The following is a 26,629-nucleotide window of genomic DNA, read 5'->3' as shown; positions in this document are numbered from 1 at the left end:
GCCGCACGGGCGGGAGGGTGGGAGGACAAGGCCCCCACCGCTCAGGAGTTGTACGTGCCCTGGGCCCGCTCAAGCCCCTCCACAACCAGGCACTCAACCGCATCCGCGGCCCGGTCCACGAAGTAGTCCAGCTCCTTGCGCTCCGCCGACGAGAAGTCCTTCAGCACGAAGTCGGCGACCTGCATCCGCCCCGGCGGACGGCCGATCCCGAAGCGGACCCGGTGGTAGTCGGACCCCATGGCCTTGGTCATCGACTTCAGACCGTTGTGCCCGTTGTCACCGCCACCGAGCTTCAGCCGCAGCGTGCCGTAGTCGATGTCGAGCTCGTCGTGGACGGCGACGACGTTCGCCGTCGGCACCTTGTAGAAGTCGCGCAGCGCCGTCACCGGACCGCCCGACAGATTCATGTACGACGTCGGCTTGGCGAGGACGACACGACGGCTGCCAGGACCCATCGGCCCCAGACGGCCCTCCAGGACCTGCGCCTGCGCCTTCCCGGCACGCTTGAACGTACCGCCGATCCGCTGGGCGAGCAGGTCGACGACCATGAAGCCCACGTTGTGCCGGTTCATGGCGTACCCGGGCCCGGGGTTGCCGAGCCCCACGACCAGCCAGGGAGCGCTCGGGTCCGTCGTCATCTGGGTGTCTCCTCCATCGCTGCTCATAGCCCAACCGCCGCCCAGCGCCGGAGCGCTGGACGGCGGTTGTCACTGCCTTGAGAAGGCGGCTCAGGCCTCGGCGGCCGCGTCGCCCTCGGCCTCGGCCGGGGCTTCCTCGGCCTGCGCGGCCAGGACCTGCAGGACCACGGTGTCGGCGTCGACGGACAGGGTCGCACCGGCGGGCAGCGTGATGTCCTTGGCCAGGATGGAGGCACCGGCCTCCAGGCCCGCGATGGAGACCGTGACGGACTCGGGCAGGTGCGTGGCCTCGGCCTCGATCGGCAGCGTGGACAGCACGTGCTCGAGCAGGTTGCCACCGGCGGCCAGCTCGCCCTCGGTGTGGACCGGAACCTCGACGGTGACCTTCTCGCCACGCTTGACCAGGAGCAGGTCGACGTGCTCGATGAAGCCCTTCAGCGGGTCACGCTGCACGGCCTTCGGGATGGCCAGCTCGCTCTTGCCGTCGATGTCCAGGGACAGCAGGACGTTCGGCGTACGCAGGGCGATCATCAGGTCGTGACCCGGCAGCGTGACGTGGACGGGGTCCGTGCCGTGGCCGTACAGCACGCCGGGAACCTTGTTCTCGCGACGGATGCGGCGGGCGGCACCCTTGCCGAACTCGGAACGGATCTCGGTGCTGAGCTTGACCTCAGACATGGGGCACTCCTCGTAGATAGGTGAACGAAGGTGTCACCCGGCCATACGACTGGCCTGCTACGAAGAGCGCGTCGATAACGGACCGCCGTACCCCAATGAGTACGGCCTCCCTCGCCGAGCAACTTCGACAGTCTACTCGGCGGGGAGGCCGCACCCCAAAACGATCAAGCAGGACTCAGTCCGTCGGACCCGACTGCTCCTCGAAGAGGCTGGTCACAGAGCCGTCCTCGAAGATCTCCCGCACCGCGTTGGCGATGGTCGGAGCGATCGAAAGAACCGTGATCTTGTCGAGCTCCAGCTCGTTCGGCGTCGGCAGCGTGTTCGTGAACACGAACTCACTCACCTTCGAGTTCTTCAGCCGGTCCGCCGCCGGACCCGACAGCACACCGTGCGTCGCCGTCACGATGACGTCCTCCGCACCGTGCGCGAACAGCGCGTCAGCCGCCGCACAGATCGTGCCACCGGTGTCGATCATGTCGTCGACCAGGACACACACCCGGCCCTCGACGTTGCCGACCACCTCGTGGACCGTCACCTGATTGGCGACGTCCTTGTCACGACGCTTGTGCACGATCGCCAGCGGCGCGCCCAGACGGTCGCACCAGCGGTCGGCCACACGCACCCGGCCCGCGTCCGGGGACACGACCGTGAGCTTGTCCCGGTCCACCTTCGTGCCCACGTAGTCCGCGAGGATCGGCAGCGCGAAGAGGTGGTCGACCGGACCGTCGAAGAAGCCCACGATCTGGTCCGTGTGCAGATCCACGGTGACGATGCGGTCCGCACCCGCGGTCTTCATCAGATCCGCGACCAGACGCGCCGAGATCGGCTCACGGCCGCGGTGCTTCTTGTCCTGACGCGCATAGCCGTAGAACGGCACGATCACGGTGATGCTCCGCGCGGAAGCCCGCTTCAGAGCATCGATCATGATCAGCTGCTCCATGATCCACTTGTTGATCGGAGCCGTGTGGCTCTGGATCAGGAAGCAGTCCGCGCCACGTGCCGACTCCTGGTAGCGCACGTAGATCTCGCCGTTGGCGAAATCGAACGCCTTGGTCGGTACGACGCCGATGCCCAGCTCGTGGGCGACCTCCTCGGCCAACTCGGGGTGGGCGCGGCCGGAGAAGAACATCAACTTCTTCTCGCCGGTCGTCTTGATCCCGGTCACAGCACTGTCTCCTCAGACGAGTTCTTCCGCTGCTGCACCCGCGATACATCCAGAGGTCCAGGAGCGATACTCCGCATCCCAGGACATAGGCCGCGCCACGAGTCAGCCGATTGGTGTGCACCTATCACGGTACGCGGTGTTCAGCGCACCTTTTTCCAGTCAGGTTGCCGGTCAGCCCTCGCCGACCGCGTTCTCGGACCCCCGGGAGGCCGCCTCGGCCGCCTTCGCCGCCGCGCTCCCCGGACGCTTACGGGCCACCCAGCCCTCGATATTCCGCTGCTGGCCACGGGCGACAGCCAACGAACCCGGCGGCACGTCCTTCGTGATCACCGACCCCGCAGCCGTGTAAGCACCATCGCCAATCGTGACAGGAGCCACAAACATGTTGTCCGAACCCGTCTTGCAGTGCGACCCCACCGTCGTGTGGTGCTTGGCCTCACCGTCGTAGTTCACGAAGACACTCGCGGCCCCGATGTTCGAGTACTCACCGATCGTCGCGTCCCCCACGTACGACAGGTGCGGCACCTTCGTACCCTCACCGATCGTCGCGTTCTTCATCTCCACATACGTCCCGGCCTTGGCCTTCGCCCCCAGCCGCGTACCGGGCCGCAGATACGCGAACGGACCCACCGACGCCCCCGCGCCGACCTCCGCGCCGTCCGCCACCGTGTTGTCCACCCGCGCGCCCGCACCCACCGCCGTGTCCTTCAGGCGCGTGTTCGGACCGACCTCCGCGCCCTCACCGAGATGCGTCGCCCCCAACAGCTGCGTACCCGGGTGCACCAGCGCGTCCCGCTCGAACGTCACCGTCGCGTCCACCCACGTCGAGGCCGGATCCACCACCGTCACCCCCGCGAGCATGGCCTCCGTCAGCAGCCGGTCGTTCAACACCCGCCGCGCGTCCGCCAGTTGCACCCGGTTGTTGATCCCCGCGATCTCCCGGTGATCCTCCGCCACCGACGCCCCGACCCGGTGCCCCGCCTCCCGCAGAATGCCCAGCACGTCCGTCAGGTACTCCTCACCCTGACTGTTGTCCGTACGCACCTTGCCCAGCGCGTCCGCGAGCAGCTGACCGTCGAACGCGAACACCCCGGAGTTGATCTCACGAATCGCCCGCTGCGCGTCACTCGCGTCCTTGTGCTCCACGATCGCCGTCACCGCACCCGACTCCGGGTCACGCACGATCCGGCCGTACCCGGTCGCGTCGGGGACCTCGGCCGTCAGCACGGTCACGGCGTTGCCGTCGGCGTCGTGCGTCTCCGCCAGGCGCCGCAGCGTCGCGCCCGTCAGCAGCGGGGTGTCCCCGCACACGACGACGACCGTCCCCTCGACCCGGCCGCCGATCTCCTCCAGACCGATGCGGACCGCGTGCCCCGTGCCGTTCTGCTCCGCCTGGTACGCCGTGCGGGCCTGCGGGTCGATCTCGGCGAGGTGCGCCGTGACGCGCTCGCTCCCGTGCCCCACGACGGCGACCAGACGCTCCGGCGCGAGCTCGCGCGCGGCGGCGAGCACGTGCCCGACGAGGGAACGGCCACAGATGTCGTGCAGGACCTTCGGAGTGGCCGACTTCATACGGGTGCCCTCACCCGCTGCGAGGACGACGACGGCTGCCGGGCAATTGGCGCTCACGGGGGTGCCCTTCGGCTTCGAATGCGTGGGGTTCGGACATCCGCAGGATACCGGGGCGTAATCGGGCCGGGGGCCTTGGGCGGTCGGGGTGCCCGGGCCGACCCGCGAGCCCAAAAGGAAGCGGGCCCCGACCTTTAGGTCAGGACCCGAACCAAGTTCGGCTCCCCCGCCAGGACTCGAACCTGAAATACATCATCCAAAGTGACGTGTGTTGCCGATTACACCACGGGGGACCGTGCAGGGAAGCCTACGCGCTTCCAGTCGACGCCCACCACCATGCCATGCCACCAGCCTTCGATGCGAAGGTACAACTCCGCGCTCTGCCGGACCTGGACCACCAGGCAACCGCGGTAGGTCTCGCCCACGTTCTTGCGCACGGTCTTGGGGTTGTGCTTCTTGATGGTCGTCTTGTTGAACGCGGAGCGGTCGGCGCCGACGAGGTCCGCCCAGTACTGTTCGGCGCCCTGCACATCTGCGGTCTCATGGATCATGACGCAGTAGCGCACGTGCTCGCTCTTGACTTCGAGGAGATCGAGCCAGCGCAGGAAGATCATGATCATTTCGGGGTCGCTGTTGACGAACGTGACGCGCTCTCGCCGAGCGTAGGGCTTGCTCTTTGTGCCTTCCGCCCAGTACAGCGCGACTCCAGCGATGAAGAGGTCGCGGTCCGACATGGGGCCGATGGATTCCGTGGCCGCCTGGCGGATCGCGGCGCGCTCGCGGTCCTGCTCGGCGCGGAGCCGGGCCAGCCCCGCGTTCATGCGAGCCCTCTGTTCCTCCGGCGTGCAGCGCGGCTCCGGCTTCGGGAGGTCTCGTACCCACAGGGACACGGAACTCTTGGAGCAGCCGAGTTCCTCCTTGATCTCGTTGTACGTCCAGCCCTTGAGGCGCAGCTCGCGGGCGCGTTCGCGGAGGTCGTCCTTGGCCCTGGGGCGTTTGGTCCACTCCGGGGCGGGCTCGCCCGCGACCAGGCGTTGGAGGAGGTCCTTGCTGCGGACGCCGAGGGCGTCGGCGATCTGGCGGAGGCTGAGGCCCGCGCGGCGCAGGGTGATGGCTCGGTCGCGGAGGGAGGCGAAGTCGGTGATCTCGGTCATGCGGCGAGCCTCGTTCGGAATTTTGGGTTCCGGGTCGAAAATCTGGGCGGTTCAACTGTTCGAGGGTTACCTGGCGGTTCGGGCGTCGTCCGAGGGCCGTCGGGGTAGGGCCGCGGGGTGCTCGCGTGCCGGAAACTCACCGGAAAACCGGGCGTCGGCGCCCGTAGGCTGGAAGACATGACCACGACGGGGGACAGCGGGACCGCGGCCAGGACAGGGCCGTGGTGGTGGGAGCGGCGGCGCAGTGCCGTGCTCGATGTGGGGCTCGGCGTCGTGTCGGCGGCGGAGTGTGGCGCGGAGGGTGTCGAGTTCGCGCGGGACGCGGGGCTGCCGTTGGCGGTGGGGGTGGGCTTCGGGGTGCTGGCGGGGGCGACGCTGGTGTTGCGTCGTCGCTGGCCGATCGCGGTGGTGTTGATCGCGGTGGCGATCACGCCGGCGCAGATGGGCGTCCTGATGACGATCGTGGGTCTGTACACGTTGGCGGCGTCGGAGCTGCCGCGGCGGATCATCGGGGCGCTGGCGGGGATGTCGTTGGCGGGGACGTTGATCGTGACGATGGTGCGGGCCAATCAGGACATAGCGAGCGGGGATCTGACGATCGGCGAGGGGGTCATCCCGTTCATCGCGATCAGTACGTCGCTGGGGGTGACGGCGCCGCCGTTGTTGCTCGGTCTGTATGTGGGTGCGCGTCGTCGGCTGATGGAGTCGTTGCGGGAGCGGGCGGACAGTTTGGAGCGGGAGCTCCAGTTGCTGGCGGAGCGGGCGGAGGAGCGGGCGGAGTGGGCGCGTAACGAGGAGCGCACGCGGATCGCCCGGGACATGCATGACGTGGTGGCGCACCGGGTGAGTCTGATGGTGGTGCACGCGGCGGCGTTGCAGGCGGTGGCGCGGAAGGATCCGGAGAAGGCGGTGAAGAACGCGGCGCTGGTGGGGGACATGGGTCGGCAGGCGCTGACGGAGTTGCGGGAGATGTTGGGGGTGTTGCGGGCGGGTGAGGCTCCGCCGAAGCCCGCTCCGGCTCCGGCTCCGGTGCCGTTGGCGGCGGTGGGGGAGGCGGCGTCGCGGGCGGCGTCGCGGGCCGGGGGTGTGGAGGCGGGGGAGCTGGCGGAGGGGCCGTGTCTGGCGGAGCTGGACGCGTTGGTGGATCAGTCGCGGGCGGCGGGCATGGTGGTGGACATGTCCGTGGAGGGTGAGGCGCGGCTGTATGCGGCGGATGTGGAGGAGACGGCGTATCGGGTGGTGCAGGAGGCGTTGACGAACGTCTTCAAGCATGCGGCGGGTGCGAAGGCGTATGTGCGGCTCGCGCATCGTGGTGCGGAGATCGCGATGCAGGTGGAGAACGGGCCGCCGCCGGAGACGGCTCCGGCGGACGCGCGGTTGCCGAGTGGTGGCAATGGTCTGGTGGGGATGAAGGAGCGGGTGACGGCGCTGGGTGGGGTGTTTGTTTCGGGGCCGACGGACGCGGGTGGTTTCCGGGTGTCGGCGGTGCTTCCGGCGGGGGTGGCCGGGGCCTGATCTCGGCGTCTGCCGCCGTACGGGAGCGCCTCGTAGGGGCGCGGGGCTGTGTCGACGGCGGCTCCGCCGCGTGGGCGCGACCAGCCACGATGGACCCGTAGTCGCCAGACGGCACAGGGCGGCGACATCCAGCGAAGCGCCTACGTTCCGGCGGTGAGGCGTACGGGTTGGGTGCCCGCGATGAGGGTGGTGAGGGCCTGGTCGAGGTGTTGGCCGAGGTACCAGTCGCCGGTGTGGTCGAGGCTGTAGACGCGGCCGCGGGCGTCGATGGCGAGGAGGGCCTGGGTGTCGGTCTCTTCGCCGATGGGGCTGACTTCGGTGCCGAGGGCGCGGCCGAGGTCGCCGAGGGTGCGGGCGGTGTGGAGGCCGTACATGGGGTCGAGGTGCAGGGTGGCGGGGGCTATTTGGCGGCCGGGGCCCTGGGGGGTGATGTGGAGGCCGCCGAATTCGGCCCAGGCTTCGACGGCGGCGGGGAAGACGGCGTGCTGGTGGCCTGCGGGTGAGGTGTGGCGGCGCAGGACGTCGGCCCAGATCTCGGCTTGTTTGATGTCCCAGCGGCCGGGGCGCCAGCCCGCGGTGCGCAGGGCGGCGTCGACGGGTACGGGGAAGCGGGTGGAGTGGTCGGTGTGCATGGTGGTGGGTGCCCTCGGGTGTGGTGCGGTGTGGTCCGGCGTGGTGGTGGGCGGTGCGGCGGGGGTGTCAGCCGTCGGCCGCTGTGGGGTCCACGACGCGGACGCCGAAGTGGTCGGTGAGGGCGGTGCAGGAGCGGCAGGGGCGGGCGAAGGAGCCGTGCAGGGGGTCGCCGTCCTCGCGGATGCGGCGGGTGGTGAGTTTGGCGTGTTTGAGGGCTTTGCGGGCTTCGCCGTTGGTCATGGGTTTGCGGCGGGCGCGTTTGGAGCGGCTGGCGTCGGCGGTGGTGAGGTGCCGGGAGACGAGGAGGGCTTCGGCGCAGCGTCCGGTGAAGCGTTCGCGCTGGGCGCTGGGGAGGGCGTCGAGGAAGTCCTGGACGAGGGGGTGCAGGTCGGGTGGTTCCTCGCCGCGTTTGGGGGTGCTGGTGAGGGTGGTGCCGCGGACGGAGAGCGCGGCGGCGACGGTGGGCAGGATGCCGTCGCGGCGGTGGAGCAGGATGGGTGCGTCGGCGGGGACGCTGCTCCAGCCGACGCGGGGGTCGCCGCCGGGGGTGCCTGGGGTCCCCGTGGTGCGTGCCGTGGTGGTGGCTGTGGTCGTGGAGTGAACGGTTCCGGTGCTTTCGGTGGATGTATCGGTGGTCCGTGACATGCTGGTTTGTGCCGTGTGCATGTGGTGTTTCCCTCCCCGTGCCCGCGGCGTCGGCCGCTGGTGCCACGCCCCCGCGTTGCGGGAACAGACTGCCAAATGGGGCGCGTGGTACGGAAGCTGGGTCGGTGCGACACGACGGGGTTTCGTCTCTGGGTGACGGGCTCGTGGCGGGTGGTCACGGTTCCGGCGGGCCGGTGACCCGTGTCGTCCTTCCGCATAGGCTGTCGCCATTCGTGAACGTCGACAGTGCCGCAGGAGGGCAACCGCCATGACGACAGGTCGGCCAGGTCGGCTCGGGCAGCAGGCCGCGCCGCCGAACGCGGCCTACGCCGGGCAGGTCGTGCACTTCCCGGATCCGGTCCGGGCCGCGCGGCATCCCAGGGGTGTGCGGGTGGACGGTGAGGGCTATCCGGTCTTCTCGCCGTACGCGCGTGCGGCGGCGGAGATCGCGGAGCCGCCGGAGGGTTTCGGCGTGGACGAGCTGCGGCTCACGGACTATGTGTCGGCGAACGCGGCGCTCGCGGCGTCGGGGCACGAGCTGTGGGACACGATTCCGGCGGTGGCGACGCCGCACGGCTGGACGTGGCACCACGTGCCGGGCGGTCGCCGTCTTGAGCTGGTGCCGGTCGAGGTGAAGGCGTTGCTGCGGCATCACGGGGGCATCGCCACGTCCGCCGTGGATCACGGCAAGCGGGGTACGCGTCCGTTGCAGGAGACGCGTCCGGCGCATCTGGCGCTGCCGAAGGGGGCGCTGGCGGTCTCGGAGAGCCAGGTGGCTGGGGTCGAGGAGGACCTGGGCTATCGGCTGCCGGGGGCGTATCGCTCCTTCTTGAAGGCGGCGGGCGGCTGTGCGCCGGTGGGGACGGCCCTGGACGCGGAGCTGGGTCTGCTGATCGACCAGCCGTTCTTCACGGTGCGTGACGAGGCGGCCGTGAACGACCTGGTGTACGTGAACAAGTGTCTGCGCGACCATCTGACCAAGGATTTCCTGGGGGTCGGTTTTGTGCAGGGCGGTCTGCTCGCGGTGAAGGTGAAGGGCGATCGGGTCGGCTCGGTGTGGTTCTGCGCGTACGACGACGCGCGTGACGTGGATCCGTCCTGGGCGCCCGCGGAGCGGGTGCGGCGGCTGCTGTTGCCGTGCGGGGACGACTTCGACGCGTTCCTGTCCCGGCTCGCGGGCAGTCCGCCCGAGCTGGAGACCGTGGCGAACCTGATGGTGGACGGCGGCTTCGCGCGTGTCGTCCCGGTGGGGGAGTGAGCTCCGAGATGGTGACCTTCGCACAGGCGCAGGAGCGCGCCGAGGAGTGGATCAACGGTGAGGTGCCGCCGCCAGGGCACCGTGAGGTGCGGGTGCGGGAGTTCGACCTGGGCTTCGTGGTCTGGGCGGAGGACCGCGAGGGCGGTCCGCGTTCGGACGGTGGCGGTCAGCGTCTGGTGATCGCCCGGGACAGCGGTGAGGCCACGTTGTGGCCCGCGCTGCCGGTGGGTGAGGTGATCCGCCGGTACGAGGAGGAGTACGGGGTGTCGGACGCGCCGGAGCCCGCGGTCGCGCCGGCGGCGCCGGAGCGCATGGATCTGAACCAGACGTCGTTCCTGTTGAGTCCGCCGGAGTGGTTGCAGGAGGCGGCGGACAAGCTGGGGATCCCGGACCGGCGGTCGTCGCCGTCCGCGCCGGAGCCGGAGCCCGCGGCGACGTCGGCGGGGCCTGTTCCGGAGGGGCCGGAGGGTGGTGGCGCGTCGTGGCCTGCTGCCGGTGAGGCTGTCGGGGCGTCGGTGGGTGTGTCCGGTTCCGCCGGGCCGTCGTCGGAGACGCCGTGGGCCGGTACGGACACGAACATCGGGGGCGATGACGACGACGTGGCGGTGCCGCTGCCCGCGACGGTGTTCTCGCCGCCGGTGAATCTGGACGGGGACGAGGAGGACGTGCCGCCGCCGAGCGTGTCGCCGGAGGCGAAGACCGCGCTGATGTCGGGCGGCAGCCAGCTCCCGAAGACGGCGGTCGCGCCCGCCCTGGACGACCCGGCGCCCGGGGCGCAGGGCACGGGCCCGCAGCTTCCGCCGCCGCCCGCGGGCTCGGCGGTGAGCGGTCCGCAGCTTCCGCCGCCGCCCGCTGGCTCGGCCGTGAGTGGCCCGCAGGTGCCGCCGCCGCCCGCCGGTCCGGCGGTCAGTGGCCCCTCTGTGCCGCCTGCGCCTGCTGGTGCGGGTGCGGGTGGCGCCCATGTGCCGCTTCCGACCGCGGGTGGGCCCGGTGCGCCGCTTCCGCCGGTGGGTGGGGTTCCGGGTGGCCCTGGTACGCCGCCGCCCGCCGGTGCGCCAGGCGCGGGCCCGCAGCTTCCGCCGCCCCCCGCCGGGGCGGCTCCGAGTGGTCCGGGCATGCCCCCGCCGCCCGCCGGTGCGACGCCGAGCGGCCCCGGCACGCCGCCGCCCGCCGGTGCGCCGGGCGCGGGCCCGCAGCTTCCGCCGCCGCCCGCCGGGGCGGCCGTGGGTGGCCCCGGTACGCCGCCTCCGCCCGCGGGGGCGACTCCGCCGCCCGGGCCTCAGACGCCGCCCCCGTCCGAGGGTGCTGGCGCGCCGCAGCCCGGTGCGCCCGGCGGCGCGTATGTGGCGACGCAGCTCGTGTCGCCGCTCGGCCCCGAGGGGCCGCAGCCGCCTGGTGCGCCTGGTGCTCCGCAGCCGCCTGCCGCGCCCGGTGTTCCGGGTACGCCGCCCGGTGAGGTGCACCACGCGGCGACGATGCTGGCCGACCCGAGTGCGGGCGGTGGGCCGCAGCCGCCTGGTGCGCCTGGTGCTCCGCAGCCGCCTGCCGCGCCCGGTGTTCCGGGAACGCCGCCCGGTGGGGTGCACCACGCGGCGACGATGCTGGCCGACCCGAGCCTCGGCGGCGCGCCCAAGCCTCCTGGCGCCCCGGGTGCGCCGCAGCCTCCCGGCCCGCCCGGTGCTCCGGGTGCGCCGCAGCCCCCTGGCGCCCCCGGCGTCCCGGGTGCGCCCGGTGGCGGTGTCCACCACGCCGCCACCATGCTCGCGGGTCCCGCCGTCGGCGGCCCCGGTGCGCCTTTGCCGCCCGCGGCCCCGGGTGCGCCCGGCATGCCGCCGCCCGCTCCGGGCATGGTGCCGCCGGGCCCGGGGATGCCGCCGCCGGGTGCCGGGCAGCCGTACGGCTATCCGCAGCCGCCCACCGGGCAGCCGACGGTGGGGCCCGGCTACCAGGCGGTGCTGCGCTACCGCGCCCCGGACGGGTCCGAGCAGCAGGTGATCCGGCGGTCGGCGCCGGGCACCCCGCACCCGGAGTGGCAGATCTTCCACGAGCTGCGTGGCATGAACATTCCGGCGGACCAGGTCCTGGAGCTGCACACGGAGCTGGAGTCGTGTGAGCTGCCGGGCGCGTACTGCGCGCGGATGATCCGTGAGACGTGGCCGCAGGCGCGCATCACCTCGATCGCGCCGTACGGCCGGGATCACGCGTCGCGTCAGCAGGGGATGCAGCAGCTGCTCGCGCACCAGGGCGAGTTGCACCAGGTCGCGGACGGTCCGGCGCGTCCGGCGCCGGTGCGGGCGCCGCTGCCGCCGGTGGCGCCGACGCCGCCGGTGCCGCCGGAGGCCGTGGCGCAGGAGCTCGCGGGGGCGTTCGGGCCGGGGGTGTTCCGGTTCGACCAGCGGGCGGTGTCCCGGCAGGGCGTGCCGGACGTCGTGGCGCACACGCTCGTCGTGGCGGGTCTGCCGCTCGACTTCGGTCCGTTCTTCTGGGCGCAGGCCCAGCCGGGGCGGCCGGTGCCGACGCTCGCCGAGCTGGCGCAGGAGCGCGGGGTGGCGCCCGCGCCGGACGCGGGTTCGTACCTGGTGATGGGCAGCGACTTCGGCCGGGCGGTCTGCGTCCAGTACGGCACGGCGCACATCGTCGCGGTGCCGGTGGAGGCGGGGCCTGGCGGGGCTCCGGTGCCGCCGCAGTTCGTGAACACGGGGCTGCCGGAGTTCGTGCGCTGTCTGGCGCTGCTCGGCCGCATGTGGCGGCTGCGCTACGGCCTCAACCAGGAGCAGGCGGGGCGCTGGACCGTCGACTTCCAGGCGCAGCTCGCCGCGCTCGACCCGGCGGCGCTGTCCTCGCCGGAGAGCTGGTGGTCGGTGCTCCTGGAGCAGATGTGGGACGGCTTGCTGTAGTCCGTACGTGGTGTGTGACCGGGGCGCTCGACCTGTACGACGGGTCGGGCGCTCCGGCGCTGCGCCCCCGGTCGGAGGTCGCACGGCTCTTCGACGTACGGCGGAACGACACCCCGATTCCGACTTCTGGCCCCAATTGACGCATCCTTGACCGGGTGGCGTTGACGGAGTGTCGTGTTATGACCACTTCCGCTTGATCCATCAAGATGTGCGCCAATCGCGTTGTACGCGGGTGGCGCGGCGGAGAGAGTCAGCGCGACGGTGAGAGTCCGTGTGGGCGAAAGAGGGGAACCAGGATGAGCGGCAGCGGTGCGTCACCTCATGGCTTCGTCACCGGCCGCGGCCGCGGCTACCGTCCCGAGCAGGTGGAGGCGTACGCCGACGCGCTGTCCCGGGACCGGGACGCCGCGTGGGAGCGGGCCGCCCGCCTCACCGTCCTCGCCCGGGACATGGGGGAGGAGGCGGCGCGCCTGCGCGAGGTCGTGGCGCGCCTGGCCCCGCAGACGTACGACGAGCTCGGCCGGCGCGCCCAGCACCTGCTCGCGCTGAGCGAGGAGGAGGCCGCGGCCGTGCGGGACGCCGCCGCGGCCGACACCTACGAGCTCGGGCAGGCCGTCGCGGCCGCCGCCACGGAGCTGCGCGCGGCCGCGCGGGCGTACGCCGATTCGGTGCGGGGCGAGGCCGAGGAGCGGGCCAGGCAGCGGCTGCTCGCCGCGCGGGCCACCGCGGACGAGCTGCGGGCCGCGGCGCGCCGCGACGCGAAGGAGTGGCGCGGCGAGGCCCTCGCAGCGCTGCGGGAGATGCGCCGGCGCACGAGCGGTCTCCTTGCCGAGCAGGAGAAGGAGCACGCCGAGCGCTGGGAGGCCACGGAGCGGGAGATCGCCGAGCGGGAGGCCGTCGCCGACGCCCGTGAGGCGGCCCTCGTCGCGGCGGCCGAGGCCCGTCTCGCCGAGGCGAAGCGGGCCTGTGCCGAGGCGGAGGAGGCCGCCCGGCACCGCGAGGAGGACGCGGCCGCGCGCGCCGCCGAGCTGATCGCGGCGGCCCGGGTGCGCGAGGAGCGGATCGGGCGGGAGACGGAGCGGCTGCTGCGCGAGCACGGCGAGCGCTGGGACGAGGTGCGGGCGCACATGGACCACGTCCGCAACAGCCTGGCCTCGCTGACCGGCCGGGGCTACGGCGATGTCCCCGGCCAGAGTCCGGGCGACGCCTCCTGAGCGGGGGCCCGGTGGGAGGGCAGGGGGCGCGTGGGCCTTTCCCCGCGCTGATCAGTCGCTAGGGCGCTCCTCGGGGCGCGTACGAGTCAACCGCGCCTCCTGGGGCTCCTGTTGCGCCCCGGCTTCGGCGGCGGCCGCCGCGCCCGGCTCCTCCGCGCCCGGCTCCTCCGCGCCCGGCTCCTCCGTGCCCGGCCCCTCCGCGTCCGGCTCCTGGATGACGGGGAAGCGCCGGGGCGCGAGCAGCAGCAGGACGAGCAGGCACAGCACCGCCGCGCAGCCCGCGCCCACGTACACGGCGTCCACGGCCGCGTCGACGGCCCGGCGCAGCCGCTCCGGGTCGGCGACGGAGTCCGGGTCGTCGAGGGACTTCGCGACGGCGTCGAGCGAGCCCGCGCCGCCGAGCCGGGAGCTGAGGACGCCGTTGGCGATCGCGCCGAAGACGGCCGCGCCCATGGTCTGGCCGATCTGGCGGCAGAAGAGGACGGACGCGGTGGTCGTGCCGCGCTCCGCCCAGCCGACGGTCGACTGGACGCCGACGATCAGGGGGAGCTGGAAGAGTCCGAGCGCGGCGCCGAGCAGCAGCATCAGGAGCGCGGGCTGCCAGGCCGCGCCGGGGTAGGGGAGCAGCGGGAAGGCGAACAGGACGCAGGCGGCGGCGCTGATGCCGACCATCGCGCAGTTGCGGAAGCCGACGCGCCGGTAGACGTGCTGGCTCAGGGCGGTCGACACGGGCCAGCTCAGGGTCATGATGGACAGGACGAAACCGGCGGCTGTCGGGGCGAGTCGCAGCACCGACTGCGCGTACGTGGGCAGGAAGACGGTGGGCGCGACCATCAGCAGGCCGAGTGAGCCGAGCGCCAGGTTCACGGCGGCGATGGGGCGGCGCCGCCACACCCAGCCCGGAATGATCGGGTCCGCGGCGCGCCGCTCGATGGCCACGATCGCGCCGACGCACGCGAGCCCCGCCGCGAACAGCGCGAGCGAGGGCGGCGACAGCCAGCCCCAGGCGACGCCGCCCTGCACGAGCGCGGTGAGCAGCGCCCCGCCCGCGGCGAACACGGCGAGCGCCCCGGGCCAGTCGACGCGGTGCCGCTCGCCCGGCGGGCGTACCGGCTCGTGCAGGTGGCGGACGATCAGCCAGAGCGCGAAGGCGCCGACGGGCAGGTTGACCAGGAAGATCCAGCGCCAGTCCGCGTAGGCGGTGAGCAGGCCGCCGACCGCGGGGCCCGCGACGGCGGACACGGCCCACACGGTCGAGAGCCTGGCCTGGATGCGGGGGCGCTCCTTGAGCGGGTACAGATCGGCGGCGACGGTCTGCACGGTGCCCTGGAGGGCGCCGCCGCCGAGGCCCTGAAGGACGCGGAAGGCGATCAGGGAGCCCATGTTCCAGGCGAGCGCGCACAGCACCGAACCGGCGAGGAACAGGGCGCAGCCCACGATCAGGACGGGCTTGCGGCCGAAGGTGTCGGACAGCTTCCCGTAGACGGGCAGCGTGACCGTCGCGGCGAGCAGATAGCCGGAGAACAGCCAGGAGAAGACGGAGAAGCCGCCGAGGGAGCCGACGATCTGCGGTACGGCCGTGGAGACGATGGTGGCGTCCAGGGCGGCGAGCGCCATGACGAGCATGAGCGCGGCGACGACGGCGCCGCGCCGGTCCGAGCGCCGCGCCTGCGCTGCCGCCATGGTCAAAGTCCTTTCCCCTTGCACCGGTTGCCCCGGTCACCTTCTCACTGTTGGCGTGCTCCAGGGAGGGGGTGGAGAGCTTCTCCCCTGGTAGGGCGGTTGCTTGGTCAACAAGAGGGTGGAGTGACCCTGAGAAGCGCTCCACCGCCGGGTGGAGAACCCCTAGGGGGACCTCCGTACTAGGGGCAGGGGGACGTTGGTACCGGCGGAGGACGAGAAGGCGCGGGCCGGTCCTTAGATTTGCTTTACGCCGCAGGGCACGGGGCGAAGCCGCCGGGCACGGGCACGGGGCGAAGGCTCCGGGCGCAGGCACGGGGCGCGGGGCCGGTAACGGGGGTCCGGCTCCGCGTCCTGCGACGAACCACAGCGCGGGGGGTGGGGTTTTCCCCAGGAAAAGACTGCGCTGTGCACCAGGGCGCCGGAGTACCCCGGCGCTCCACACTGATCCATGTGAGCGCGCCGACACGCGTTCATCTCGTCACCGACATAGGAGACTTACCGTGACAACGGCTGTATCCACTCCCAGGCACGGGGGAACTGGCGGGCGTACGGCCGTCGCGGCACGGGCACGCCAGGTCGTCAAGGCGTACGGCTCCGGCGAGACCCGGGTCGTCGCCCTCGACCACATCGACGTGGACATCGCCCGCGGCCAGTTCACCGCGATCATGGGCCCCTCCGGGTCCGGCAAGTCCACGCTGATGCACTGCCTCGCGGGCCTCGACACGGTCAGCGGCGGACAGATCTACCTCGACGAGACCGAGATCACCGGCCTGAAGGACAAGAAGCTCACCCAGCTGCGCCGCGACCGCGTCGGCTTCATCTTCCAGGCGTTCAACCTCCTGCCGACGCTGAACGCCCTGGAGAACATCACGCTGCCGATGGACATAGCGGGCCGCAAGCCCGACAAGGCCTGGCTCGACCAGGTCGTCCAGACCGTCGGCCTCGCCGGGCGCCTCAAGCACCGGCCCACCGAGCTCTCCGGCGGTCAGCAGCAGCGCGTCGCCGTGGCCCGTGCCCTGGCCTCCCAGCCCGAGATCATCTTCGGTGACGAGCCGACCGGAAACCTCGACTCCCGCGCGGGCGCCGAAGTCCTCGGCTTCCTGCGCACGTCGGTGACGCAGCTCGGCCAGACCATCGTCATGGTCACCCACGACCCGGTCGCCGCGTCGTACGCGGACCGCGTGCTGTATCTGGCCGACGGCCGCATCGTCGACGAGATGTACAGCCCCACCGCGGACCAAGTCCTCGACCGCATGAAGCACTTCGACGCCCGGGGGCGCACGTCATGACCGTGTGGAAGACCTCGATGCGCAACTTCTTCGCGCACAAGGGACGCATGGCGCTCTCCGCCGTCGCCGTGGTCCTCTCGGTGGCCTTCGTGTGCGGCACCCTGGTGTTCTCCGACACGATGTCCACCACCTTCGACAAGCTCTTCGCGGCCACGTCCTCCGACGTCACCCTCACTCCGAAGGACGCGCCGGACGCGGGCGACGAGGGCCCGCGCACCGGCAGGCCCGAGACCCTGCCCGCCGCCACGGTCGCCCAGGTGAAGAAGGCCGACGGCGTGAAGTCCGTCGAGGGCGCGATCAGCAGCGACAGCGTCACCGTCGTCAACTCCAAGAACAAGGACATCGGCCCCTCCAGCGGCGCCCCCACCCTCGCGGGCAACTGGACGAAGAACGACCTGCGGTCCATGGAGATCACCTCCGGCCACGCCCCGCGCGGCCCCACCGAGGTGATGCTCGACGCCGACACCGCCGACAAGAAGAACCTCAAGATCGGTGACGAGCTGCGCACCATCGCCGCCACCGGCACCTTCACCGCGAAGATCACCGGCATCGCCACCTTCAAGGTGACCAACCCCGGCGCCACCGTCGTCTACTTCGACACCGCCACCGCCCAGCGCGAACTGCTGGGTGCCACCGGCCGGTTCACGCACGTCAACGTCACCGCCGCGAGCGGCGTCAGCGACACCGCGCTCAAGGCGAACGTGGCGAAGACCCTCGGCGCCGACGCCGCCGCCTACAAGATCAAGACGCAGAAGGAGAGCGCCGACGCCAACCGCAAGTCCGTCAGCGGCTTCCTGGACGTCATGAAGTACGCGATGCTCGGCTTCGCCGGGATCGCCTTCCTCGTCGGCATCTTCCTCATCATCAACACCTTCTCCATGCTGGTCGCCCAGCGCACCCGTGAGATCGGTCTGATGCGGGCCATCGGCTCCAGCCGCAAGCAGGTCAACCGCTCGGTGCTCGTCGAGGCCCTGCTGCTCGGCGTCGTCGGCTCCGTCCTCGGCATCGGCGCGGGCATCGGCCTCGCGGTCGGCCTGATGAAGCTGATGTCGGGCGTGGGCATGGAGCTGTCCACGGAGGACCTCACCATCTCGGCGACGACCCCGGTGGTGGGCCTGCTCCTCGGCGTCATCGTCACCGTCCTCGCCGCGTACCTCCCGGCCCGCCGCGCGGGCAAGGTCTCCCCGATGGCCGCCCTGCGCGACGCGGGCACCCCGGCCGACGGCAGGTCCTCCGCGGTGCGCGCCGCCCTCGGCCTGGTCCTCACCGGCGCCGGAGTCTTCGGCCTCTACGCCGCGGCGGCCGCCGACAAGGCGAAGGAGGGCTCCCTCTTCCTCGGCCTCGGCGTCGTCCTCACGCTCATCGGCTTCGTCGTCATCGGCCCGGTCCTCGCGGCCTTCGTGGTCCGCGCGATCAGCGCCGTCCTGCTGCGGATGTTCGGCCCCGTCGGCCGCATGGCCGAGCGCAACGCCCTGCGCAACCCCCGCCGCACCGGCGCCACCGGCGCCGCCCTGATGATCGGCCTGGCCCTGGTGGCCTGCCTCTCGGTGGTCGGCACGTCGATGGTCGCCTCGGCCACGGACGAGCTGGACAAGTCGGTCGGCGCCGACTTCATCATCCAGGGCAGGCAGCCGGTCAGCCACCAGGTGGAGAAGCGCCTCAAGGACACCCCGTACGTCGCCCACACCACCCGTTACAAGGAGGTCAAGGCCGACATCACCACCCCCGACGGCAAGACCGACAAGGGCGTCGACCTCAGCGCCAACGATCGCACCTATGTGCAGGACCTGCGCCGCGAGACCACCGCGGGCAAGATGTCCGCCGCCTACGGGGCGAACGCGATGTCGGTGGGCGAGAGCTTCGCCAAGGACCACCACCTGAAGGTGGGCGACAAGCTCAAGGTCGCCTTCGACGACGGCCGGACCGGACAGCTGAAGCTCGCGGCGATCACCGATGAGGAGGGCACCCTCGACCGGGGCGCGATGTACCTGAACATCACCACCGTCGAGCGGTATGTTGCCCCCGACCGGATGCCGCTGAGCGGCACCGTCTTCGCCAAGGCGGTCGACGGCAAGCAGGACGAGGCCTACGCCGCGCTGAAGAAGACCCTGGAGACGGACCCGCAGCTCAAGGTCCAGGACCAGACCGACTTCAAGCAGACCCTGAAGGACCAGGTCGGCCAGCTTCTGAACATCGTCTACGGCCTCCTCGGCCTCGCGATCATCGTGGCCATCCTGGGCGTGGTGAACACCCTGGCCCTCTCGGTGGTGGAGCGCACCCGCGAGATCGGCCTGATGCGGGCCATCGGCCTCTCCCGCCGCCAGCTGCGCCGCATGATCCGCATGGAGTCCGTGGTCATCGCCCTCTTCGGCGCCCTCCTCGGCCTCGGCCTGGGCATGGGCTGGGGCGCGACCGCCCAGAAGCTCCTCGCCCTGGAGGGCCTGAAGGTCCTGGAGATCCCCTGGCCGACGATCATCGCGGTCTTCGTGGGCTCCGCCTTCGTGGGCCTGTTCGCCGCCCTGATCCCGGCGTTCCGGGCGGGCCGGATGAACGTGCTGAACGCGATCGCAACGGAGTAGCACCACCCGCGAGGGCGACCCTCCGGTGCCCCGGCCCGCGCGGCCGGGGCACTGTGGTGTGCGCCACGGTATGCGCTCTCTTTGGATCTCCCCTTTCCGGGCGCCGGGCGATGGGCTAATTTACTCCCGGCCGAGCACGCCACCCGGAACTGCCCGGGCGGCGGGCATCGGCGTAAACGGGGAACAACGGGGAATGGAGAAAAGTGAATAAAGCGTGTATCTCTCTCGGAGGTGCCCTGCTGGCCGGTGCGGTCGTCGCCACCTCGGCACTGCCCGCCGCCGCGGACGCGGAGCCGACGGCTCCCGCCGTGGTTCAGGGTGCCGCGAAGGCGGACGCCTCCGGGCCGGTGCTGCCCACGGTCGGCGCCGCCTACCGGCTGAAGAAGCTCAAGGCCCTGACGGTCAAGGGCGATGCCTCGCGTGACGAGTGGTTCAAGTACCTGGGCCTCTACCGGCAGGGTTCGAACTATTTCCGGTTCAATTGGGACACTGACTACTGCTCGGGTCCCGCGACCGAGAAGCAGCCCGGTGGTTACGATTTCACCTTCTCTTGCTACCGGCATGACTTCGGTTACCGGAACTACAAGAAGTACGCCGGTGAGTACAATTTCAAGAAGTACCACCGGAAGCGCATTGACGACGTATTCCTGCAGGACATGCAGAAGCAGTGCGGCAGGAAGTTCTGGGCCGACCCGCTCACGCCCGCCCTGCGCAAGAAGATGAAGGCGGCCTGCAACAAGACGGCGAAGACGTACTACAACGCCGTCCGCACCGCCGGGCACCTCTAGAGCACCGCCCGAGCACCACGCCCCGGGGCTTGCCGGGGCGTGGGCTCCGGCCGGGCGTCGTACGCTGGAGGCCCCCCGGCCCGTGAGACGTGTCGGGTGGTTCGCGTTGTCCACGCCCCCGGACGGGATGCCCCTTCATGACCCTGCACGGACTGCTGGACGCCGTCGTCAAGGACGCGGCCCTCACCGAAGCGGTGAAGGCCGCCACGGACGGCAACCGGCACCACATCGACCTCGTCGGCCCCCCGGCCGCCCGGCCCTTCGCCGTGGCCGCCCTCGCGCGCGAGACACGGCGGACCGTGCTCGCCGTGACGGCCACCGGCCGCGAGGCCGAGGACCTGGCCGCGGCGCTGCGCACGATCCTGCCGCCGGAAGGCGTGGCCGAGTACCCCTCGTGGGAGACGCTGCCGCACGAGCGGCTGAGCCCGCGCAGCGACACCGTGGGCCGCCGCCTGGCCGTCCTGCGCCGCCTCGCGCACCCGAACACCGACGGCGCCGACCCCGAGACGGGCCCCGTGAGCGTGATCGTGGCGCCCGTGCGCTCCGTGCTCCAGCCCCAGGTCAAGGGGTTGGGCGACCTGGAGCCCGTGGCCCTGCGCACCGGGCAGGCGGCCGACCTCAACGACGTGGTCGACGCGCTCGGCGCCGCCGCGTACTCCCGCGTGGAGCTGGTGGAGAAGCGCGGCGAGTTCGCCGTGCGCGGCGGCATCCTCGACGTCTTCCCGCCCACCGAGGAGCACCCCCTGCGGGTGGAGTTCTGGGGCGACGACGTGGAGGAGATCCGCTACTTCAAGGTCGCCGACCAGCGGTCCCTTGAGGTGGCCGAGCACGGCCTGTGGGCGCCGCCGTGCCGGGAGCTGCTGCTCACCGACGACGTGCGCGCCCGCGCCCGGCAGCTCGCCGAGGCCCACCCCGAGCTGGGCGAACTGCTCGGCAAGATCGCCGAGGGCATCGCCGTCGAGGGCATGGAGTCCCTCGCCCCGGTGCTCGTGGACGACATGGAGCTGCTGCTCGACGTGCTGCCCGAGGGCGCGATGGCCGTGGTGTGCGACCCGGAGCGGGTGCGCACCCGGGCCGCCGACCTGGTGGCGACGAGCCAGGAGTTCCTCCAGGCGAGCTGGGCGGCGACCGCGGGCGGCGGGGAGGCCCCCATCGACGTGGGCGCGGCCTCGCTGTGGGGCCTCGCGGACGTCCGCGACCGGGCCCGGGAGCTCGGCATGATGTGGTGGTCGGTGAGCCCGTTCGCGGCCGATCTCGACGCGGACGACGACACGCTCACGCTCGGCATGCACGCCCCGGACACCTACCGCGGGGACACGGCGAAGGCGCTGGCCGACACCAAGGGCTGGCTGGCCGACGGCTGGCGGACGGTGTACGTCACGGAGGGCCACGGCCCGGCCGCCCGCACCGTCGAGGTGCTCGGCGGCGAGGGCATCGCGGCCCGCCTGGACGCGGACCTCACCGAGATCGCCCCGTCCGTGGTGCACGTGGCCTGCGGCTCCATCGACTACGGCTTCGTCGACCAGCGGCTGCGGCTCGCCGTCCTGACGGAGACCGACCTCACCGGCCAGAAGGCCGCGGGCAAGGACGGGCAGCGCATGCCCGCCCGCCGCCGCAAGACCATCGATCCGCTCACCCTGGAGCCGGGCGACTACATCGTGCACGAGCAGCACGGCGTGGGCCGCTACATCGAGATGGTGCAGCGGACGGTTCAGGGCGCGACGCGCGAATACCTGGTCGTCGAGTACGCGCCCGCCAAGCGCGGCCAGCCCGGCGACCGCCTGTACATCCCCACCGACCAGCTGGAGCAGATCACCAAGTACGTGGGCGGCGAGGCCCCCACGCTGCACCGGCTCGGCGGCGCCGACTGGACCAAGACCAAGGCCCGCGCCAAGAAGGCGGTCAAGGAGATCGCCGCGGACCTGATCAAGCTGTACTCGGCGCGGATGGCGGCCCCCGGCCACACCTTCGGCCCCGACACGCCCTGGCAGCGCGAGCTGGAGGACGCGTTCCCGTACGCGGAGACGCCCGACCAGCTCACGACGATCGCCGAGGTCAAGGAGGACATGGAGAAGTCGGTCCCGATGGACCGGCTGATCTGCGGCGACGTCGGCTACGGCAAGACGGAGATCGCGGTGCGCGCCGCGTTCAAGGCCGTCCAGGACGGCAAGCAGGTCGCCGTGCTGGTCCCGACGACGCTCCTGGTGCAGCAGCACTTCGGCACGTTCACGGAGCGCTACGGCCAGTTCCCCGTGAACGTACGGGCGCTCAGCCGCTTCCAGACCGACACCGAGTCGAAGGCGACCCTGGAGGGGCTGCGCGAGGGCTCGGTCGACATCGTCATCGGCACGCACCGCCTCTTCTCCTCCGAGACGAAGTTCAAGGACCTGGGCCTGGTCATCGTCGACGAGGAGCAGCGCTTCGGCGTCGAGCACAAGGAGCAGCTGAAGAAGCTGCGCGCCAACGTGGACGTCCTGACGATGTCGGCCACCCCCATTCCCCGTACGCTGGAGATGGCCGTCACCGGCATCCGCGAGATGTCGACGATCACGACGCCGCCGGAGGAGCGCCACCCGGTGCTCACCTTCGTGGGTCCGTACGAGGAGAAGCAGATCGGCGCGGCCGTCCGCCGTGAGCTGCTGCGCGAGGGCCAGGTCTTCTACATCCACAACCGGGTGGAGTCCATCGACCGAGCCGCCGCCCGGCTGCGCGAGATCGTGCCGGAGGCGCGGATCGCCACCGCCCACGGCCAGATGTCCGAGCAGGCCCTGGAGCAGGTCGTGGTGGACTTCTGGGAGAAGAAATTCGACGTACTCGTGTCCACGACGATCGTCGAGTCCGGCATCGACATCTCCAACGCCAACACCCTGATCGTGGAGCGCGGCGACAACTTCGGCCTGAGCCAGCTGCACCAGCTGCGCGGCCGCGTCGGCCGCGGCCGCGAGCGCGGCTACGCGTACTTCCTGTACCCGCCGGAGAAGCCGCTCACGGAGACCGCGCACGAACGGCTCGCGACGATCGCCCAGCACACCGAGATGGGCGCGGGCATGTACGTGGCGATGAAGGACCTGGAGATCCGCGGCGCGGGCAATCTGCTCGGCGGCGAGCAGTCCGGGCACATCGCGGGCGTCGGCTTCGACCTGTACGTCCGCATGGTCGGCGAGGCCGTCGCGGACTACCGCAAGTCGCTCGAGGGCGGCGGCGTCGAGGAGGAGCCGCCGCTTGAGGTGAAGATCGAGCTGCCGGTCGACGCGCACGTCCCGCACGACTACGCGCCCGGCGAGCGGCTCCGCCTCCAGGCCTACCGTGCGATCGCCTCCGCCAACTCCGAGGACGACGTCAAGGCGGTCCGCGAGGAGCTCACCGACCGCTACGGCAAGCTGCCGGAGCCGGTGGAGAACCTGCTGCTCGTGGCGGGCCTGCGGATGCTGGCCCGCGCCTGCGGGGTGGGCGAGATCGTGCTCCAGGGCACGAACATCCGCTTCGCCCCGGTGGAGCTGAGGGAGTCCCAGGAGCTGCGCCTGAAGCGGCTCTACCCCGGCTCGGTCATCAAGGGGGCCGCGCACCAGGTGCTCGTGCCCCGGCCGAAGACCGCGAAGGTCGGCGGCAAGCCGCTGGTCGGGCGGGAACTGCTCGGCTGGGTGGGGGAGTTCCTGGCCTCGGTCCTCGGGTCGTAGCCGGACGGCGTGCGCGCCCGGGGCGGGCTCAGGGCTCAGAGCCCAGGGCTCAGGGCTCAGGGCGTGCACGCCGCCGCGATGGAGAGGCTGTTCTCGTACAGGTGGTGCCGGGTGATCCGGCCGTCCTCGACGGTCAGGCGCAGGGCGAACGGGCCCTCGAAGGACTTCCCGGTGGCGCGTACGGTGCCCGACAGATGGCCCATGATCACGGCGTCCTGCCCGCTCACCAGGTAGGTGTCGACGCTGGCCCGCGCGTCCTCGGCGACCGTGTGGCGCGCAAGGTCCGCTCCCTGGGCGGCGCATTCGGCGCCGGTGGAGCGCGGGCGTATCCACGGCACGGCCGGGTTCTCGGCGAGCAGCCAGTCGACGTCGTCGGCGAAGATCTCGGTGAGGCGCGCGGTGTCGTTCGCGAGGCGCGCGGCGAAGAAGGCGTCGACGGTGGCGCGGGTGGCGTCCTCGACCGTACGGGCTTCGGTGACCATGGGCTCTCCCTCGTTGATGTGACCGTCCCTTGAGGCTGCCAGGGCGCGCGACGGCGCGCGATTACCTCACAGGTAGCGCGCCGAAGGGGCGCGGGGCTGTGCCGATGTGCGGCTCCGCCGCGGGCGCGCCCAGCCACCACAAACCCGCAGGTTGCCGACGGCCCAACCCGGCAATGCAAGTACGGTGGGGACCGTTCCATGGGAGGGAAATTCGTGAGGTTCGGAGTCACGGGGCGGCGCGCGGCCGCTCACGCCGTCGTACTGGTGGTCGCCCTCGGCGGCCTGGCCGCCTGCGACAAGGACGAGAAGGACGGGGCGGGGAAGGGCGGCGCGCCCGGCGGGCGCGCGGGCTCCGCGCTGGCCGCCGTGGACTCACTGACCGTCAAGGGCCGCGCCCCCAAGACCGGTTACGAGCGCGCGCGCTTCGGCAGCGCCTGGGCCGACACCGACTCCAACGGCTGCGGCACCCGCGACGACATACTCAAGCGGGACCTGAAGGACGTGAAGTTCCGGGGCGGCGGCTGCGTGGTCACTGCGGGGAAGCTCGCGCCCGACCCGTACACCGGCAAGGACGTGACGTTCACGCGCGGCCGCAGCCGCGTCGACATCGACCACGTCGTGGCGCTCTCCGACGCCTGGCAGAAGGGCGCGTGGCGCTGGGACGCGAGCAAGCGCATCGCGCTGGCCAACGACCCCCTGAACCTGCTCGCCGTCGACGCGGGCCCCAACCGCGGCAAGGGCGACGGCGACACCGCGACGTGGCTGCCGCCGGACAAGGGCTTCCGGTGCACGTACGTGGCCCGGCAGGTGGCCGTGAAGAAGAAGTACGAGCTGTCGGTGACGGGCGCCGAGCGCGACGCGATGCGCAAGGTCCTGTCGGGCTGCCCGCATCAGAAGCTGCCCGGCGGCGGCACCCCGACCCGGGCCCCGGAGCGCTTCCGGGCGCGGTGACGCACAAATTCGGTGGGCGGGCCGGGGCCGCGCCGCTAGCGTGCTGTGCGTGGACTTGACGATTACCACCCTCGCCGAGCGCCCCCATCTCGCCGAGCCGATGTGGGCCATGGACGACTCCTGGGCCGAGTTCGTGGGCCACGACCTGGTCGCCCGGTCGCACATGAGCCGGATCCCCGACGAGTTCCCGGAGTACGTCCTGCTGGCCACGGACGGTCAGGAGCGGGTGGTGGCGCGGGCGTTCAGCGTGCCGTTCGCGCTGCGCTCCAAGGAGCGGGGCGGTGACCGCGGCGAGCTGCCGGACGGGGGCTGGGACCAGGTCCTGGTCTGGGCGTTCGCCGATCGGCGGTACGGCGACGAGACGGACACGGTCAGCGCGATCGAGGTCGCCGTCGACCCCGCGCGCCAAGGGCTCGGCCTCTCCGGCCGGATGCTGGCCGCGATGCGGGAGAACGCGCGCGCCCACGGCTTCACGGAGGTCGTCGCGCCGGTGCGGCCCAACGCCAAGCACCGGGAGCCCGCGACGTCGATGGCGGAGTACGCGCGGCGCACCCGCGACGACGGCCTGCCGTACGACCCGTGGCTGCGCGTCCACGTGCGCGTGGGCGGCGTCGTCGCGAAGGTGGCGCCGGTGTCGATGACGGTGTCGGGTTCCCTCGCGCAGTGGCGGGAGTGGACGGGGCTGCCGTTCGATCGATCCGGCGGGGAGCGCCTCGTCGAGGTGCCGGGCGCGCTCGTGCCGGTGCGCTGCACGCCGGAGCGCGACTGCGCGGTCTACGTCGAGCCGAACGTGTGGGTGCGGCACGCCCTGTGACAGGGGTGCCGCACGGCCCGGCGGGCGCCCGGTGGGGTGAGCGGGGCGGGCCCGGCGGGCGTCAGCCGTCCAGCTTGTCGAGGTCGAGCACGTCGCCCTTGGGCGGGGTCGCCTTCACGGGCTTGTCGAAGTCGGTGAAGACGATCGTGTCCCGCTTCTTGCCCTTGCCGGGGTCGTTGACCGCCTTCAGGAGGTACGGCTTGCCCTCGGTGGCCACGTAGAGCGTCGCCCGGCTCTCGCCGTCGCTCTCGTGCAGGGTGATCGCGGGGATGCCGTCGACCGTGGTGGCCTTGCCCTTGCGCGCCGCCGACTCGGTGTCCTTGAAGTCGGCGAGGACCGTCTTCAGATCGCAGAACTGGTCGAAGTCCTTCTCGTCGGACTTCGTCGTCGTGGTCTTCACCCAGCGGTCCGCCATCATGTCGATCGACGCCTGGATGTCGGCCTTCGGCTCGCCCTTCATCTCGGAGCGCAGGAACGCGGCGTCGTTGCGCATGTACACCGTCTTGCCCGTGCCGATCAGGTCGACCGAGCCTTCGCCGCCGGTGCCGATGGTGCCGACGCAGCTCCCCTTGGTGTCGAGCGCGAGGTCGATGGAGCCCGGGCCGCCGCCCTCCGACATGGACCCCTTCATCCGGACCGAGGACGCGCCGGACGTCGCCTTCATGGCCTTGCCGACGATCTGGGGCCCCGAGAGGTCCGCGAACGGGTCCTTCTTCTTCGTGGCCGCCGACTTCTTGGTGTCGTCGGACTTGTCGCCCCCGCAGGCCGTGAGCGTGACGGTCGCGGCGGTGGCGAGGCAGAGCGCGGCGAAGGCGGTGCGGCGCGAGTAGGCGTGCATGGAGAGTCCCCCCAGGGAGTTCGTGTTCAGCTCGGACATCAGACCAGATGCTTGTGAACCGAGTCAACACCGTTCACGGTCCATGGGTGGTTAACGGCCGTGAAAGGGGTTCGCCCAACTCTCCTGGGTAGGCTCGGCGTCACACGCGGTGGGCGATGACCG

The 26,629-nt window shown here is 71.6% G+C and carries 20 protein-coding genes and 1 tRNA gene; 10 read left to right on the top strand and 11 right to left on the bottom strand.

Going from position 1 to position 26,629, the window contains the following annotated elements; translation table 11 throughout:
- Window positions 1-41 precede the first annotated feature (41 nt).
- The 6 genes from pth to ACIG3E_RS13200 form a co-directional block, all read right to left on the bottom strand.
- On the bottom strand, window positions 42-638 hold the full coding sequence (pth, locus tag ACIG3E_RS13225) for an aminoacyl-tRNA hydrolase (protein WP_138960151.1): 597 nt from the start codon (window positions 636-638) through the stop codon (window positions 42-44).
- Between the two features lie 90 nt (window positions 639-728).
- The gene (locus ACIG3E_RS13220; RefSeq protein WP_399615030.1) at window positions 729-1,316 is read right to left on the bottom strand and encodes a 50S ribosomal protein L25/general stress protein Ctc; all 588 of its coding nucleotides are present in this window, start codon (window positions 1,314-1,316) and stop codon (window positions 729-731) included.
- A 175-nt stretch (window positions 1,317-1,491) separates the two neighbouring features.
- Window positions 1,492-2,481 (bottom strand): ribose-phosphate diphosphokinase, encoded by a 990-nt coding sequence (locus ACIG3E_RS13215; protein WP_399615027.1) that lies wholly within the window; start codon window positions 2,479-2,481, stop codon window positions 1,492-1,494.
- A gap of 171 nt (window positions 2,482-2,652) precedes the next feature.
- On the bottom strand, window positions 2,653-4,110 hold the full coding sequence (gene glmU / locus ACIG3E_RS13210; protein WP_399615024.1) for a bifunctional UDP-N-acetylglucosamine diphosphorylase/glucosamine-1-phosphate N-acetyltransferase GlmU: 1,458 nt from the start codon (window positions 4,108-4,110) through the stop codon (window positions 2,653-2,655).
- Window positions 4,111-4,271: 161 nt separating this feature from the next.
- Window positions 4,272-4,343, bottom strand: a tRNA-Gln gene (locus ACIG3E_RS13205).
- On the bottom strand, window positions 4,329-5,204 hold the full coding sequence (locus tag ACIG3E_RS13200; protein WP_399615022.1) for a hypothetical protein: 876 nt from the start codon (window positions 5,202-5,204) through the stop codon (window positions 4,329-4,331). Before ACIG3E_RS13200 ends, ACIG3E_RS13205 begins: the two co-directional genes overlap by 15 nt.
- 177 nt (window positions 5,205-5,381) lie before the next feature.
- On the opposite strand from ACIG3E_RS13200, the gene ACIG3E_RS13195 reads away from it, so the two are divergent.
- Window positions 5,382-6,719, top strand: coding sequence for a sensor histidine kinase (locus ACIG3E_RS13195; RefSeq protein WP_399615020.1), 1,338 nt, complete (start codon window positions 5,382-5,384; stop codon window positions 6,717-6,719).
- 140 nt (window positions 6,720-6,859) lie between these two features.
- Here the strand turns inward: ACIG3E_RS13195 and ACIG3E_RS13190 are convergent, their stop codons facing one another.
- Both ACIG3E_RS13190 and ACIG3E_RS13185 read right to left on the bottom strand, forming a co-directional pair.
- Entirely contained in the window at window positions 6,860-7,351 is a 492-nt protein-coding gene (locus tag ACIG3E_RS13190; RefSeq protein ID WP_399615016.1) for an SUKH-3 domain-containing protein, read from the bottom strand.
- Window positions 7,352-7,418: 67 nt separating this feature from the next.
- Window positions 7,419-8,018, bottom strand: coding sequence for a YwqJ-related putative deaminase (locus ACIG3E_RS13185; protein ID WP_399615014.1), 600 nt, complete (start codon window positions 8,016-8,018; stop codon window positions 7,419-7,421).
- Between the two features lie 247 nt (window positions 8,019-8,265).
- Here ACIG3E_RS13185 and ACIG3E_RS13180 point away from each other — a divergent pair, with 247 nt between their 5' ends.
- The 3 genes from ACIG3E_RS13180 (at window position 8,266) to ACIG3E_RS13170 (ending at window position 13,366) form a co-directional block, all read left to right on the top strand.
- On the top strand, window positions 8,266-9,255 hold the full coding sequence (locus tag ACIG3E_RS13180) for an SMI1/KNR4 family protein (RefSeq protein WP_399615011.1): 990 nt from the start codon (window positions 8,266-8,268) through the stop codon (window positions 9,253-9,255).
- 8 nt (window positions 9,256-9,263) lie between these two features.
- Window positions 9,264-12,152, top strand: coding sequence for an SUKH-4 family immunity protein (locus ACIG3E_RS13175; protein WP_399615008.1), 2,889 nt, complete (start codon window positions 9,264-9,266; stop codon window positions 12,150-12,152).
- Window positions 12,153-12,448: 296 nt separating this feature from the next.
- Complete coding sequence (locus ACIG3E_RS13170) at window positions 12,449-13,366, top strand: cellulose-binding protein (RefSeq protein ID WP_399615005.1); 918 nt, start codon at window positions 12,449-12,451, stop codon at window positions 13,364-13,366.
- Between the two features lie 51 nt (window positions 13,367-13,417).
- Here the strand turns inward: ACIG3E_RS13170 and ACIG3E_RS13165 are convergent, their stop codons facing one another.
- On the bottom strand, window positions 13,418-15,049 hold the full coding sequence (locus ACIG3E_RS13165; RefSeq protein WP_399615002.1) for an MFS transporter: 1,632 nt from the start codon (window positions 15,047-15,049) through the stop codon (window positions 13,418-13,420).
- 500 nt (window positions 15,050-15,549) lie between these two features.
- On the opposite strand from ACIG3E_RS13165, the gene ACIG3E_RS13160 reads away from it, so the two are divergent.
- The 4 genes from ACIG3E_RS13160 (at window position 15,550) to mfd (ending at window position 23,382) form a co-directional block, all read left to right on the top strand.
- On the top strand, window positions 15,550-16,338 hold the full coding sequence (locus tag ACIG3E_RS13160) for an ABC transporter ATP-binding protein (protein ID WP_399615000.1): 789 nt from the start codon (window positions 15,550-15,552) through the stop codon (window positions 16,336-16,338).
- A complete protein-coding gene (locus ACIG3E_RS13155; RefSeq protein ID WP_399614998.1) occupies window positions 16,335-18,917 on the top strand; it encodes an ABC transporter permease in 2,583 nt (860 codons plus the stop codon). The genes ACIG3E_RS13160 and ACIG3E_RS13155 overlap by 4 nt, the downstream gene beginning before the upstream one ends.
- 203 nt (window positions 18,918-19,120) lie before the next feature.
- Window positions 19,121-19,705 carry a phospholipase A2 gene (locus ACIG3E_RS13150; protein WP_399614996.1) on the top strand — a complete coding sequence of 195 codons (585 nt, stop codon included), beginning with the start codon at window positions 19,121-19,123 and terminating at the stop codon, window positions 19,703-19,705.
- 137 nt (window positions 19,706-19,842) lie between these two features.
- Window positions 19,843-23,382, top strand: coding sequence for a transcription-repair coupling factor (gene mfd, locus ACIG3E_RS13145; protein WP_399614993.1), 3,540 nt, complete (start codon window positions 19,843-19,845; stop codon window positions 23,380-23,382).
- Between the two features lie 56 nt (window positions 23,383-23,438).
- Here mfd and ACIG3E_RS13140 read toward each other — a convergent pair whose 3' ends face one another.
- Complete coding sequence (locus tag ACIG3E_RS13140) at window positions 23,439-23,864, bottom strand: nuclear transport factor 2 family protein (RefSeq protein ID WP_399614990.1); 426 nt, start codon at window positions 23,862-23,864, stop codon at window positions 23,439-23,441.
- A 198-nt stretch (window positions 23,865-24,062) separates the two neighbouring features.
- On the opposite strand from ACIG3E_RS13140, the gene ACIG3E_RS13135 reads away from it, so the two are divergent.
- Both ACIG3E_RS13135 and ACIG3E_RS13130 read left to right on the top strand, forming a co-directional pair.
- On the top strand, window positions 24,063-24,815 hold the full coding sequence (locus ACIG3E_RS13135) for an HNH endonuclease family protein (protein ID WP_399614987.1): 753 nt from the start codon (window positions 24,063-24,065) through the stop codon (window positions 24,813-24,815).
- 49 nt (window positions 24,816-24,864) lie between these two features.
- Window positions 24,865-25,629 (top strand): N-acetyltransferase, encoded by a 765-nt coding sequence (locus ACIG3E_RS13130; protein WP_399614984.1) that lies wholly within the window; start codon window positions 24,865-24,867, stop codon window positions 25,627-25,629.
- 61 nt (window positions 25,630-25,690) lie between these two features.
- On the opposite strand, the gene ACIG3E_RS13125 is transcribed toward ACIG3E_RS13130, so the two are convergent.
- Entirely contained in the window at window positions 25,691-26,506 is an 816-nt protein-coding gene (locus tag ACIG3E_RS13125; RefSeq protein ID WP_399614982.1) for a hypothetical protein, read from the bottom strand.
- Between the last annotated feature and the right edge of the window lie 123 nt (window positions 26,507-26,629).

The organism is Streptomyces sp. NPDC053474, from assembly GCF_044544845.1.
In the GTDB taxonomy this organism is placed as follows: Bacteria; Actinomycetota; Actinomycetes; order Streptomycetales; family Streptomycetaceae; genus Streptomyces.
Note: the sequence above shows the minus strand (reverse complement) of the source record. Positions and strands in the feature narration are given on the sequence as shown.

Coding starts and splice junctions, on each gene's coding strand:
- pth (WP_138960151.1), bottom strand. CDS start 638: ATGACGACGGACCCGAGCGCTCCCTGGCTGGTCGTGGGGCTCGGCAAC.
- ACIG3E_RS13220 (WP_399615030.1), bottom strand. CDS start 1,316: ATGTCTGAGGTCAAGCTCAGCACCGAGATCCGTTCCGAGTTCGGCAAG.
- ACIG3E_RS13200 (WP_399615022.1), bottom strand. CDS start 5,204: ATGACCGAGATCACCGACTTCGCCTCCCTCCGCGACCGAGCCATCACC.
- ACIG3E_RS13195 (WP_399615020.1), top strand. CDS start 5,382: ATGACCACGACGGGGGACAGCGGGACCGCGGCCAGGACAGGGCCGTGG.
- ACIG3E_RS13190 (WP_399615016.1), bottom strand. CDS start 7,351: ATGCACACCGACCACTCCACCCGCTTCCCCGTACCCGTCGACGCCGCC.
- ACIG3E_RS13185 (WP_399615014.1), bottom strand. CDS start 8,018: ATGCACACGGCACAAACCAGCATGTCACGGACCACCGATACATCCACC.
- ACIG3E_RS13180 (WP_399615011.1), top strand. CDS start 8,266: ATGACGACAGGTCGGCCAGGTCGGCTCGGGCAGCAGGCCGCGCCGCCG.
- ACIG3E_RS13175 (WP_399615008.1), top strand. CDS start 9,264: ATGGTGACCTTCGCACAGGCGCAGGAGCGCGCCGAGGAGTGGATCAAC.
- ACIG3E_RS13170 (WP_399615005.1), top strand. CDS start 12,449: ATGAGCGGCAGCGGTGCGTCACCTCATGGCTTCGTCACCGGCCGCGGC.
- ACIG3E_RS13165 (WP_399615002.1), bottom strand. CDS start 15,049: ATGGCGGCAGCGCAGGCGCGGCGCTCGGACCGGCGCGGCGCCGTCGTC.
- ACIG3E_RS13155 (WP_399614998.1), top strand. CDS start 16,335: ATGACCGTGTGGAAGACCTCGATGCGCAACTTCTTCGCGCACAAGGGA.
- mfd (WP_399614993.1), top strand. CDS start 19,843: ATGACCCTGCACGGACTGCTGGACGCCGTCGTCAAGGACGCGGCCCTC.
- ACIG3E_RS13140 (WP_399614990.1), bottom strand. CDS start 23,864: ATGGTCACCGAAGCCCGTACGGTCGAGGACGCCACCCGCGCCACCGTC.
- ACIG3E_RS13135 (WP_399614987.1), top strand. CDS start 24,063: ATGGGAGGGAAATTCGTGAGGTTCGGAGTCACGGGGCGGCGCGCGGCC.
- ACIG3E_RS13125 (WP_399614982.1), bottom strand. CDS start 26,506: ATGTCCGAGCTGAACACGAACTCCCTGGGGGGACTCTCCATGCACGCC.